We start from the raw sequence: 13,014 nt of genomic DNA, 5'->3' as shown, positions 1-13,014 counted from the left end.
AAGAGTGAGATTTATAACCAACAGGTTGGGCAGGCGTCTGGCTGCCCCACGCGTTGAGGTTGCTCACGCCTTTTGGTCAGAGTGTTTTTATAGCACAGAAGAGGGGGAAAAACCGCGCGCTCAGGTGGGCTTTAGGAGCAACACGCAAAGAAAAACCCGCGCGGGGGAGCCGGGCGGGCGAATGAGGTGGTTCCTGGTATAGACTGCCGTTTCTTTTTGCTCGTTTTAGCAAGCGCGATGTTAGCGACAAACCGCGCCGGCTAATGTGATCAAATTCTAAAATCTGTTACGGCAGGTCATTAATTTGCGCTGGCGGCGCGGGTTTCCGCATGCGGATTACGCGTCGTGGTGCCGTTAAGATTGCGCATCAGCAGGGCATAATTCAGATCCAAATCGGCCGGCACCGGCAGCCAGACAAGATGACCATTGCCGGGGGCCACTTCCACCGGCTGGCCTTTCTGGTTTTCCAGCGCCGTCAGGGTAAAGTGCAGGTTGCCGGCCGGGGTCATCAGCTCCAGGCTGTCGCCGAGGGAAAACTTGTTCTTGACGTCTACCTGCGCCAGATCGCCGCGCCGCTCACCGGTAAACTCGCCGACAAACTGTTGACGGTCTGAGATCGAATAGCCGTAATCATAGTTTTGATAGCTGTCATGGGTATGGCGGCGCAGGAATCCTTCGGTATAGCCGCGGTGCGCCAGCCCTTCCAGCGTGGCCAGCAGCGTCGGATCGAACGGCTTGCCGGCGGCGGCGTCATCGATAGCGCGACGGTAAACCTGCGCGGTGCGGGCGCAGTAGTAAAATGACTTGGTCCGGCCTTCGATCTTCAGCGAGTGCACGCCCATACGCGTCAGGCGCTCGACGTGCGCCACGGCGCGCAGATCTTTAGAGTTCATAATATAGGTGCCGTGCTCATCCTCGAAGGCGGTCATATACTCGCCGGGGCGCATCGCCTCTTCGATCATAAACACTTTATCGGTCGGCTGGCCGGCACCGAGCGTCGGCGTGACATCCTGCACCGGAATCGGCTCATACTGATGCACGATATTGCCGATCTCATCCTCTTTCCCTTCCTGAACCTTATATTCCCAGCGGCAGGCGTTGGTGCAGGTTCCCTGATTGGGATCGCGCTTGTTGATATAGCCGGAGAGCAGGCAGCGTCCGGAGTAGGCCATGCAGAGCGCGCCGTGCACGAAAATCTCCAGCTCCATTTCCGGCACCTGTTGACGGATCTCCTCAATCTCTTCCAGCGACAGCTCGCGTGACAGGATCACGCGCGTCAGCCCCATCTGCTGCCAGAACTTCACCGTCGCCCAGTTAACCGCATTGGCCTGCACCGAGAGGTGAATCGGCATCGCCGGGAAAGCTTCGCGCACCATCATAATCAGGCCGGGGTCGGACATAATCAGCGCGTCCGGCTGCATATCAATCACCGGCTGCAGATCGCGGATAAAGGTTTTCAGCTTGGCGTTATGCGGGGCGATATTCACCACCACATAAAACTTTTTGCCCAGCGCATGCGCTTCCTGAATGCCCAGCGCCAGATTCTGATGGTTAAATTCGTTGTTGCGCACGCGCAGGCTGTAGCGCGGCTGGCCGGCATACACGGCGTCTGCGCCATAGGCGAAGGCGTAACGCATGTTTTTCAGCGTACCGGCCGGAGAGAGGAGTTCCGGTTTAAACATAATAGTCTCAGTCTGATGTCAGGTCAGATATTGCGGACGGGCACAGCAGCCAGGGCTGGCCCGTTAAAGGGTGTGAAATTCTAAGCGGCTGACGCAGCGATGTAAATTGCGCTAGATCAAGCGACACTCATCCGCTTCCCAGCGATAGCCCATGCCGTAGACGGCGCGAATAAAGGGCTGGTCGGCATCCAGCGCTTCCAGCTTGCGCCGCAGATTTTTGATATGGCTGTCAATGGTGCGGTCGGTCACCACACGATAATCGTCATACAGATGATTAAGCAGCTGCTCGCGCGAAAAGACTTTGCCCGGCTCCTGCGCCAGCGTTTTTAGCAGGCGAAACTCGGCGGGCGTCAGATCCAGTGCTTTTCCCGCCCAGCTGGCCTGGAAACGGGTTTCATCCACTACCAGCGGCGAGGGTGAGGCGGCCTCTTCCGGCGCGCGCTGGCAGCGGCGCAGGATGGTTTTGACGCGCGCCACCACTTCACGCGGGCTGAAGGGCTTGCAGATATAATCATCCGCGCCGATCTCCAGCCCCAGTAGCCGGTCGATCTCTTCGATTTTGGCGGTGACCATCACAATCGGCAGATCGGAGAAGCGGCGCAGCTCACGGCAGACGGAGAGGCCATCCAGTCCGGGCAGCATCAAATCCAGCAGGATCAGGTTGGGCGGCGTCTGCTTCACAAACGCCAGCACTTCATCGCCGCGTGCCAAATGGTGGGTGCGGTAGTTAGCCGCCTGCAGATAATCGATCATCAGCTGCGCGATCTTCGGCTCATCTTCCACGATCAGGATAAGGGGCATAGTAAATTCAGTCATGGCGGGCTATTCACAGTTTGTCATGCGGCAATTCTACTCTGATTTGCAGCCCACCTAAATCAGAGTGATCCGCAGACATTGTCCCGCCATGCGCTTCGACAATATTGCGACAGATCGCCAGGCCCAGACCAGAGCCACCGCTGGCGCGATTGCGTGAGCCTTCGGTACGGTAGAAACGCTCAAATATTTGCTCGCGCTGCGCGTCAGCGACGCCCGGCGCGGAGTCGTCAATCAGCAGCTGCCAGCGATCCGCCGTGCTTTGCAGCGTCATTTTTACCGTGCCGCCCGGATCGGTGTAGCGCAGGCTGTTTTCCAGCAGATTGGTGAACAGCTGAATCAGCCGATCGGGATCGCCGAAAAAAGGCGCCTGCTCCGGCAGCGCCAGCGCCAGCGCCAGCGGATGACTGGCGTAGCGGGCGCGAAAGGTGCCGGCGACCAGTTCCAGCAGCGCCGCCAGATCGGTGGGGCTTTTGCGGTAGGCGAGGGCGCCCTCATCCGACAGCGACAGCTGATGTAAATCATCGACCAGCTTGGTAAGCGTACCGACCTCCATCAGCAGCGAGCTGACTGCCTCAGGCGTCAACTTACGCACGCCATCCTGCATCGCCTCCAGCTCGCCGCGCAGAATCGCCAGCGGCGTGCGCAGCTCATGAGAGATATCCGCCATAAAGGCGCGGCGCATGCTTTCATTTTTTTCCAGCGAGCTGGCAAGGCGGTTAAAATCCTGCGCCAGCCGCCCCAGTTCATCCTGACTGCTTACCGCCACCCGGCTGGTGAAATGGCCTGCCGCCAGCTGGTGAGTGCCCGCCACCAGGCGTTTCACCGGCGCCAGCAGCCCGCGCGACATCAGCCAGGTGACCGCCGCCGCCAGCAGCGTTGACAGCCCGACAATCAGCCAGCTGGTGCGCCGCTGCTGCTGATCGAAATTAATGTCGGCGCTGCGCGTCAGGCGCTCCGGCGGCGAACCAATCACCCAGCCGACAATATGCCCGTTATCGGTGGTGATGGCGCGCCGGATCCCCTCCTGCGGCACCGGCGAATGCGGGCCGATCAGCACATGGTAGCGTTGGTCGATAATCCAGAATTGCGTGCGCCAGCCGTGCGGCGGCAGATTGTTATTGGTATCGGGATTTTGTTCCAGCGAGCGCAGAATAGAAAACACCAGCCGGTTATTGTTGCGCAAAAACTCCCAGTTGCCGTGCTGCTCATATTGATCCGCCAGCGCTTCGCTCAGCAGCGTCAAACGCTGTTCATTGCCGCGCTTAATGTAATCAATAAAACCATGCTCGAAGCTGAGGCGAACGCCCCAGTGCATGGTGATCAACACCAGCATGCAGGTGGAAAAAATAGCGCAAAACAGCTTTGCGCTGATGCCAAAACGCAGTTTACTCATTAACGCGACTTTCTCCCGCGGCTCAGCGCCACATTTTTACTGGATTCTTTTGGTACGCGCCAGAAAACCAGCGCTGGTAGTGCGATCACCAGCGCCACGCACAGCCAGGTGTAGATAAAGGTTTCATGCGCCATTTCGCTGTCGATCGCGGCGTGATGGCCAAACGCGCCCAGCAGCAGGCCGGCAAGGGTCACGCCGATACTCATCGCCAGCTGCATAATCATTGATAGCAGGCTGTTGCCGCTGGAGGCGAGATTATCCGGCAGCTCTTTTAACGTCAGCGTATTCATCGAGGAGAAGCGAATGGCGTTCACCATCCCCTGGAAAAACAGCACGATCGGCAGCGCCCAGATCCAGCCCATCAGCGCCACCAGCGGGAACAGTAGCACCACGATCGCCAGCGCTAAGGTTGAGCCGACCAGTACGCGACGATAGCCGAAGCGGTTAACGATCTGTACCACGATGCGCTTCATGCCCATGTTGCCCAGCACCATCGGGATCATCATCAGGCCGGCGTGAAACGGGCTGTAGCCAAGACCCAGCTGTAAAAACAGCGGCGTCAAAAACGGCAGCATCCCGCTGCCGATACGTCCGGTCAGACTGCCGATCAGGCCGATAGAGTAGGTACGGTTGTCGAACAGCTTCAGGCTGAATAGCGCATTATCATTGGCCCGCGCATGCATCAGATAAAACAGCAGCGAGAAAACCCCTGCGAGGATCAGCAGCCCTAGCGCCAGCGGCGAATTGCCGGAGCCGTGCTGGCCATCCAGCGCCAGCGTCAGCGTCGCCATGCCCGCCGCCAGCAGCAGAAAACCGGAGAAGTCGAAGCGGCGCGTCTGCATGGAGTAGTTCGGCATGAGCATGATGGTTGCCGCTGCGCCCAAAATACCGACCGGCAGATTGATCAGAAAAATCCAGTGCCAGCTGGCGTATTCCACCAGCACGCCGCCCAGCGCCGGGCCGACCAGCGGGCCTATCTGCCCCGGCAGCGTGACAAAGGTCATCGCCGCCATATATTGCTCGCGCGGCACGATTTTCATTACCGTCAGGCGACCCACCGGTACCAGCATCGCGCCGCCGAAGCCCTGCAGCACGCGCGCCAGCACCAGCTGATTCAGCGTGCCTGCCAGCGCGCAAAACAATGACCCGAGGCTAAACAGCACGATAGCGGCGAAAAAGATATTGCGTACGCCGAAGCGGTCCGCCAGCCAGCCGCTAAGCGGCAGCGTAACCGCCACCGTCAGCACATAGGAAACCACAACCGAATGCATCTGCAGCGGATCGACGCCCAAATCACGCGCCATTGAAGGCAGGGCGGTGTTAACAATGGTGGTGTCCAGCGTCTGCATAAAAAAGCCAATGGCAACGATCCACAGTTGCCAGCGTACCGATGCAGATTGCGCATTCTTCATAGTTCGCCTCTGTTATGCGTTAAGCCCGGCGGCCGCTTAACCGACGACCGCCAGCGTTTTTTTCCGTCGGCGCAGCTTGTCCATATAGAGATAAACCACCGGGGTGGTATACAACGTGAGCAGCTGGCTCATCACCAGGCCGCCGACAATAGTAATGCCCAACGGCTGACGCAGTTCCGCGCCGTCGCCGCTGGTCAGCACCAGCGGCAGCGCGCCCAGCAAGGCGGCCAGCGTGGTCATCAGGATCGGACGAAAGCGCAGCAGCGACGCCTCGAAAATCGCCTCGCGCGCGCTCATATTGCCGTTGCGCTGCGCCTCCAGCGCAAAGTCCACCATCATAATGGCGTTCTTCTTCACGATACCGATCAGCAGCATAATGCCGATCAGCGCGATCAGGCTGAAAGGCGCGCCGAAAAGCTCCAGCGCCAGCAGCGCGCCGACGCCCGCTGAAGGCAGCGTAGAGAGAATCGTCAACGGATGCACATAGCTCTCATACAGCATCCCTAACACAATATAGACGGTGGCGATAGCCGCGACGATTAGCCACAGCTGGCTGTTCTGCGTCTCTTTAAACACCTGAGCGGTGCCGGCGAAGCTGCCGCGTACGCTGGAAGGCACGCCCAGCGCCGTGATGGTGCGTTCAATCGCTTCTGACGCCTGCGACAGCGAGACGCCCTCCGGCAGGTTAAAGGCGATGGTCGAGGCCGCTGACAGCCCCTGATGGTTCACCGAGAGCGGCGCATTGGCCGGCTGCCAGCGGGCGAACCACGACAGCGGAATCGGCTTGCCGTCGCTGTTCACTAAAAACATCTGATCCAAAGCGCTGATATCCTGGGTATAGCGCGGATCCACCTCCATCACCACTTTGTACTGATTAAGGGGTTGATAAATGGTCGATATCTGCCGCTGACCAAAGGCGTTATTCAGCAGAGCGTTAGCGTCGGAAACATCGATGCCCAGCCGCGCCATACTTTGGCGATCGTAGGTCAGCGCCATCTCTGCGCCTTTGTCCTGCTGATCGGAACTGACGTCGGCCAGCTCCGGCAGCTTGCTGAAGGCCGCGCGAATTTTCGGTTCCCAGCTGCGCAGATCGCTTAAGTTATCCGACAGCAGCGTATACTGATAGCTGGCGTTGGCCTCACGGCCGCCGACGCGAATATCCTGTACCGGCATCAGAAACAGGCTGGCGCCCGGCTCTTTCGCCAGCTTAACGCGCAGTCGGGCGATCACCTGCTGGGCGCTTTCGCTGCGCTCAGAGAGCGGCTTCAGCGAGATAAACATCGACCCGCTGTTAGTGCGCGACCCGCCGGTAAAACCGGTAACGTTATCCACCGCCGGATCCTGGCGAATAATCTGCATAAAGTCGGCCAGCTTGCCGCGCATCGCCTGGAAGGAGATGCTCTGATCGGCGGAAATAAAGCCCATCAGACGACCGGTATCCTGCTCCGGGAAGAAGGTTTTCGGGATAGTGATATAGAGATAAATCGTCAGGCCGATGGTGGCCAGCAGCGCCAGCAGCGCCCAGCGCGCCCGCTCCAGCACCCAGTGCAGCGAACGACCATAGCCGCGCTGTAGCCCCAGCAGCAGGCGGTTAAAGCCGCTGCTGCGCGGCTGGCTGCCGGGACGTTGCGCTGTTAACAGCCAGGCGCACATCATCGGCGTCAGGGTAATGGAGATCACCAGCGAGATCATTATCGCCACCGACAGAGTAACGGCAAATTCGCGGAACAGCCGTCCCACCAGTCCGCCCATCAGCAGCAGTGGAATAAACACCGCCACCAGCGAGATACTCATCGACAGTACGGTAAAGCCCACTTCGCGTACGCCCTGCAGCGCCGCCTGCAGCGGTTTCATTCCCGCTTCGATATGGCGGGAGATATTCTCCAGCACGACGATGGCGTCATCCACCACAAAGCCGGTGGCGATGGTCAGCGCCATCAGCGACAGGTTATTGAGGCTGAATCCGCACAGGTACATGGCGGCAAAGGTGCCAATCAGCGAGACCGGCACCGCTACTGCCGGGATCAGGGTGGCGCGCCCGGAGCGCAGGAACAGGAACACCACCAGAATCACCAGTGCCACGGCAATCACCAGCGATTGCTCGACCTCTTCCAGCGAGGCGCGAATAGTGGGCGATCGATCCTGCGCCACCGCCAGATGGATGGCGGCGGGGATCACTTCATGCAGCTCCGGCAGTTCAGCGCGAATGCGATCGACGGTTTCGATCACGTTGGCCTCCGCGGTTTTGCGGATCACCAGCAGCACCGCCGGTTTGGCGTTGGTCATCCCGGCGTTGCGCACATCCTGCACCGAGTCAGTTACCGTGGCGACATCCGCCAGACGCACCGCCGCGCCGTTATTATAATGCACCACCAGCGGCTGATATTCCGCCGCGGTTTTCAGCTCATCATTGGTTCTGAGCTGCCAGCGCTGACCGTTATTTTCCACCGCGCCCTGCGGACGGCGCACGTTGGCGTCGGCAATCGCCTGGCGTACCGCATCCAAAGAGACGCCCTGATTAAACAGCGCCTGTGGATTCAGCTGCACCCGCACCGCCGGCAGCGAACTGCCGCCCACGGTCACGTCGCCGACCCCTTCAATCTGCGCCAGTTTTTGCGCCAGCTGCGTTGAGGCGTAGTCATACATCTGGCCGGGCGTCCAGTCGTCGGAGGTCAGCGTCATAATCATGATCGGCGCGTCGGAAGGGTTCGCCTTACGCCAACTCGGACGGCCAGGCATGCCGCTGGGCAGTAGGCTTTGCGCCGCGTTAATCGCCGCCTGCACATCACGCGCCGCGCCGTTAATATCGCGATCGTAATCGAACACCATAATGATGCGCGTACTGCCCAGCGAGCTGGTGGAAGTCATTTCGCTAACGCCGGCGATACGCCCCAGCGAGCGCTCCAGCGGCGTCGCCACTGAAGAAGCCATGGTTTCCGGCGAGGCGCCCGGCAGCGAGGCGCTGATCATAATTACTGGAAAATCCACCTGCGGCAGCGGCGAGACCGGCAGCAGACGAAAGCCGAGAATGCCGACCGGCGCAATCGCCAGCGTCAGCAGACAGGTAGCGACCGGGCGGTAGATAAACAGCGCAAAAAACTTCACGACTGCGCCTCCCCGCGCTGGAAACGACGACGCGTAGCGTGCGCCAGCCGATCGAACAGCAGGTAAATCACCGGCGTGGTAAACAGCGTTAGCACCTGGCTCAGGATCAGCCCGCCGACCATCGCAATACCGAGCGGCCGACGCAGCTCCGCGCCGACGCCGGTGCTCAGCATCAGCGGCAGCGCGCCGAGCAGCGCCGCCAGCGTGGTCATCAGAATCGGACGGAAGCGCAGCAGGCAGGCCTGATAGATCGCTTCATAGGGCGTTTTGCCCTGTTCGCGTTCGGCGGCGAGCGCGAAGTCAATCATCATGATGGCGTTTTTCTTCACGATGCCGATCAGCAGAATAATGCCGATAATAGCGATCACATCCAGTTCGTGACCGCTCAACATCAGCGCCAGCAGCGCCCCAACGCCGGCGGTAGGCAGGGTGGAAAGGATGGTGATCGGATGAATAAAGCTCTCATACAGCACGCCGAGCACGATATACATTGCCACGATAGCGGCCACAATCAGCCATACCGTGCTGCCCAGCGCCGCCTGGAACGCCAGCGTGCTGCCCTGGAAACGGGTCATGATCTCTGACGGCATCGCCAGCTCTTTTTCCGCCGCGCCGATCGCCTCTACCGCTTCGCCCAGCGAATAGCCCTCGTTGAGATTGAACGAAAAAGTGGTGGAGGGGAACTGATCGAGATGGTTGATCGTCAGCGCGCCGTGCTGCTGTTCCACCCGGGCGATCGTGCTGAGCGGCACCGCGCCGCCGTCGCTGGTGGCGATGCGGATCGCCTCCAGCGCCTGCAGGCCCGGCGCGTTTTGCGTATCCTGTTCCAGCACCACGCGATACTGATTGGCCTGGGTATAGATAGTGGAGATCAGGCGCTGACCGAACGCGTTATACAACGCGTTATCAATATCGCTCATGCTGATGCCGAGGCGGCTGGCGCTGTCGCGGTCGACGTTGACATACGCCTCCAGCCCCTGATCCTGCCAGTCGCTGCTGACATCTTTCAGCTGCGGCAGCGTACGCAGGCGCGCCAACAGCTGCGGCACCCACTGGCTCAGCGACGTCAGCGAGCCGGTTTGCAGCGTAAACTGATACTGTGTGCGGCTCAACTGGGTATCGATGGTTAAATCCTGCACCGGTTGCAGCCAGAGCGTTACGCCCGGCACGCGTGCCACCGCGCTTTGCAAACGTTCCACCACCGCCGGGATACGATCGTCACGCTCATCCAGCGGCTTCAGGTTAATCTGCACGCGCGCGCTGTTCAGCGCCGGGTTGGTGCCGTCGACGCCGACAAACGAGGTGACGCTCTGTACTGCCGGATCGCGCTCAATAATCGAGGCGACATCGCGCGTGCGCTGCGCCATGCTGGCGTAAGAGACGCTTTGCGGCGCCTGCAGCGTGCCCTGAATAATGCCGTTATCCTGCAGCGGGAAGAAGCCTTTCGGGATCAGCACCCACAGCAGTAGCGTCAGCACCAGCGTGCCCAATGCCACGCTCAGCGTGATCCACGGATGATTTAACACCCGGGTAAGAAAGCGGCCGTAAACGGCGATGATGCGCTCGAACATCGCTTCGCTGGCGCGGGAAAAGCGGTTCTGGCGCCGCAGCGATTCCGCATTGAGCATGCGTGCGCACATCATCGGCGTCAGCGTCAGCGAAACGATAGCGGAGATCAGTATCGCTACCGCCAGCGTGACGGCAAATTCGCGAAACAGCCGCCCGACGATATCGCCCATAAACAGCAGCGGGATCAGTACCGCGATCAGCGAGAAGGTGAGGGAGATGATGGTAAAACCGATCTCGCCGGCCCCTTTTAGCGTGGCGGCCAACGGTTTTTCCCCCTGCTCGATATAGCGGGAGATGTTCTCGATCACCACTATCGCATCGTCCACCACAAAGCCGGTAGCGATGGTGAGCGCCATCAGCGTCAGGTTATTGACCGAGAAGCCCAGCAGATAGAGCACCGCGAACGTACCGATCAATGACAGCGGCACCGCAACCGCCGGGATAATGGTGGCGGGAACGTTACGCAGAAACAGATAGATAATCATCACCACCAGCGCCAGCGCCAGCAGCAGTTCCAGCTGCACATCATGCACCGAGGCACGAATATTGGTGGTACGGTCTGACAGTAGTTTAACGTCAACCGATTTCGGCAGCGAGGCGGTTAGCGCCGGTAACAAGCTGCGGATATTGTCGGCGGTGTCGATGATATTGGCGCCCGGCTGGCGCTGGACGTTAAGCACAATCGCCTGTTGGCGATTGGCCCACGCGCCAAGCCAGCTGTTTTCCGCGCCCTGTTCCACGGTAGCGATATCGCCCAGCCGCACCGGCGCGTTATTGCTCCAGGCGACAATCAACTGACGATAATCTTCCGCCGATTGCATCTGGTCGTTGGCGGACAGGGTAATCGAGCGCTCCGGCCCGTCGAGGCTGCCTTTCGCCGAGTTAACGTTGGCGTTGGCGATCGCGGTGCGCACCGTTTCACTATCCAGCCCGAGCGCTGCCAGCGCCGGCGCATTTATTTTTACGCGCACCGCCGGACGCTGTCCGCCCGACAGCGTCACCAGTCCCACGCCGCTCACCTGAGATATTTTCTGAGCGATGCGGGTTTCCACCATATCCTGCACCTGGGTCATCGGCATACTGGTGGTGGTCACCGCCAGCGTCATAATCGGCGGATCGGCCGGATTGACCTTACTGTACACCGGCGGATTAGGTAAATCGCTCGGCAGCAGGTTGGTGGCGGAGTTAATCGCCGCCTGCACTTCCTGCTCGGCGACATCCAGCGGCAGCGTCAGCTGGAACTGCAAGGTGACGACCGAAGCGCCGCCTGAACTCTGCGACGACATCTGCTGCAGGCCGGACATCTGACCAAACTGGCGCTCCAGCGGCGCGGTGATCGCTGAGGTGACCACATCGGGGCTGGCGCCGGGATAGAGCGTCACCACCTGGATGGTGGGGTAATCCACCTCCGGCAGCGCGGAAACCGGCAGAAAGCGGTAGCCTAAAATACCAGCCAGCAAAATCGCGACCATTAACAGCGTGGTGGCGACCGGGCGCAGAATAAAGTGGCGGGACGGGCCGCCGGTGGCGTTAGGAGGTAAAACCTGCATCAGGCGCGATCTCCTTTAGCGCGCGCGGGCTGGGTCGCTTTATCGCTGGTTAGCGGCGTGGACTGCGGCGCGACAACGTCAACCGCCGCTCCTTCGGTCAGACGATCCAGCCCGTCGGTCACCACGCGTTCGCCGGCATTCAGCCCGGCGCTAATCACTACTTTTTCGCTATCCTGCAGGCCCGCCTTAACGCTTTTCTTACTCACTTTATTCTCACTGTTGACCACCCAGACAAAATTGCCTTCGCTGCCCATCTGTAACGCGGCGACCGGGATCACTACCGCGTCATGCAGCGTATCCACCTTCAGGCGCGCATTAACAAACTGATTGGGAAACAGACGATCGTCTTCATTGCTGAAGCGGGCCTTCAGCTTGATGGTGCCGGTAGTGGTATCAATCTGGTTATCCAGGCTCAGCAGATCGCCCTGCGTCAACAGGGTGCTGTTGCTGCGGTCCCAGGCCTCTACCAGCAGCGGCTGGCCCGCTTTTTGCGCCTGCAAAATCGCCTGGATGGTATTTTCCGGCAGGCTGAACAGCACATCGATCGGATGGGTTTGCGTTAGCACCACCAGGCCGGTGGTATCGCCGCTGGTAATATAGTTGCCGATATCCACCTGCTTCAGGCCGACGCGTCCGGCAATCGGCGCGGTAATACGGCTGTAGGTCAGATTCAGCTCGGCGCTGGCAACGCTGGCTTCATCCGCCTTGATGGTGCCCTGGGTTTCACTCACCAGCGAGCGCTGCGTATCCAGCTCCTGCTGCGAGACCAGATGGGTCTGCGCCAGCTTCTGATAGCGCGCCAGATCGCGCTGGGCGTTAGCCAGCGTCGCCTTATCGCGCGCCAGTTGCCCCTGCGCCTGCGCCAGCGCCACCTGATAAGGACGCGGATCGATTTCCGCCAGCAGCTGGCCCGCTTCCACCTGTTGCCCTTCCTGAAAATGAATCGCCATCAGTTGGCCGTCGACGCGGCTACGCACCGTGACCGTATTGGCGGCGGTAACGGTGCCCAGACCGGAAAAATATTGCGGTACGCTTTGCGTCTGCGCGGTGGCGGCCTGTACCGGCGCCAGCGGCATATTACGTCGGCCGCCCTTGCCGCGCTGCTGCTGTTGAGAAGAAGAGGTGGCGCCATCGCCATCACCTTTCGGCCAGAAAAAATAACCGGCAACGGCGACCAGCGCGATAAGAATCAATAACAGGATTTTTTTAGTGTTAGAGCGTGAGGCATTCATTGCTGTTTATTGCTCTCCGGCAGTGTAATCAGGGGTCCCAGGCGGGGCGATAAGCCACTCCCCGCAGAGTAAACCAGTGTATGTAGCAAACAGGGCAAAAAAATGAAGGAATTAAGAATAACTGTAAGGTGCCCGTAAGGCTGTCGTAAGTATCCGCGATCTTGCCGGATGAGACAAACAGGAGCAGGGCATCAGAAACCGATACAGAAGCACAGATGTTTGCTACGCTCATCAACAGGTTGGCAATACATTAAT

Annotated in this window: 7 protein-coding genes; all 7 read right to left on the bottom strand. The window is 59.7% G+C overall.

Annotated features, from left to right (window positions below; all coding sequences use genetic code 11):
* Positions 1-299: 299 nt before the first annotated feature.
* Positions 300-1,682 carry a prephenate-dependent tRNA uridine(34) hydroxylase TrhP gene (trhP, locus tag K6958_RS13310; protein ID WP_249891543.1) on the bottom strand — a complete coding sequence of 461 codons (1,383 nt, stop codon included), beginning with the start codon at positions 1,680-1,682 and terminating at the stop codon, positions 300-302.
* 111 nt (positions 1,683-1,793) lie between these two features.
* Positions 1,794-2,498 carry an envelope stress response regulator BaeR gene (gene baeR, locus K6958_RS13305; RefSeq protein WP_249891542.1) on the bottom strand — a complete coding sequence of 235 codons (705 nt, stop codon included), beginning with the start codon at positions 2,496-2,498 and terminating at the stop codon, positions 1,794-1,796.
* A gap of 10 nt (positions 2,499-2,508) precedes the next feature.
* A complete protein-coding gene (baeS, locus tag K6958_RS13300) occupies positions 2,509-3,891 on the bottom strand; it encodes an envelope stress sensor histidine kinase BaeS (RefSeq protein ID WP_249891541.1) in 1,383 nt (460 codons plus the stop codon).
* Positions 3,891-5,303 (bottom strand): multidrug transporter subunit MdtD, encoded by a 1,413-nt coding sequence (gene mdtD / locus K6958_RS13295; protein WP_249891540.1) that lies wholly within the window; start codon positions 5,301-5,303, stop codon positions 3,891-3,893. Before mdtD ends, baeS begins: the two co-directional genes overlap by 1 nt.
* 36 nt (positions 5,304-5,339) lie before the next feature.
* Positions 5,340-8,408, bottom strand: a complete 3,069-nt coding sequence (gene mdtC / locus K6958_RS13290; protein WP_249891539.1) for a multidrug efflux RND transporter permease subunit MdtC — start codon at positions 8,406-8,408, stop codon at positions 5,340-5,342.
* Entirely contained in the window at positions 8,405-11,527 is a 3,123-nt protein-coding gene (locus tag K6958_RS13285) for an MdtB/MuxB family multidrug efflux RND transporter permease subunit (protein ID WP_249891538.1), read from the bottom strand. The genes mdtC and K6958_RS13285 overlap by 4 nt, the downstream gene beginning before the upstream one ends.
* Positions 11,527-12,759 (bottom strand): MdtA/MuxA family multidrug efflux RND transporter periplasmic adaptor subunit, encoded by a 1,233-nt coding sequence (locus K6958_RS13280; RefSeq protein WP_249891537.1) that lies wholly within the window; start codon positions 12,757-12,759, stop codon positions 11,527-11,529. The genes K6958_RS13285 and K6958_RS13280 overlap by 1 nt, the downstream gene beginning before the upstream one ends.
* Positions 12,760-13,014 lie beyond the last annotated feature (255 nt).

The sequence above is a fragment of the Mixta hanseatica genome (assembly GCF_023517775.1).
GTDB lineage: Bacteria > Pseudomonadota > Gammaproteobacteria > Enterobacterales > Enterobacteriaceae > Mixta > Mixta hanseatica.
The sequence above is the reverse complement of the archived record's forward strand: the minus strand, read 5'-3'. Positions and strand labels throughout refer to the sequence as shown.

Bases quoted from the DNA above. Each gene is read 5' to 3' on its own strand.
- trhP (WP_249891543.1), bottom strand. From the start codon at position 1,682: ATGTTTAAACCGGAACTCCTCTCTCCGGCCGGTACGCTGAAAAACATG.
- baeR (WP_249891542.1), bottom strand. From the start codon at position 2,498: ATGACTGAATTTACTATGCCCCTTATCCTGATCGTGGAAGATGAGCCG.
- baeS (WP_249891541.1), bottom strand. From the start codon at position 3,891: ATGAGTAAACTGCGTTTTGGCATCAGCGCAAAGCTGTTTTGCGCTATT.
- mdtD (WP_249891540.1), bottom strand. From the start codon at position 5,303: ATGAAGAATGCGCAATCTGCATCGGTACGCTGGCAACTGTGGATCGTT.
- K6958_RS13285 (WP_249891538.1), bottom strand. From the start codon at position 11,527: ATGCAGGTTTTACCTCCTAACGCCACCGGCGGCCCGTCCCGCCACTTT.
- K6958_RS13280 (WP_249891537.1), bottom strand. From the start codon at position 12,759: ATGAATGCCTCACGCTCTAACACTAAAAAAATCCTGTTATTGATTCTT.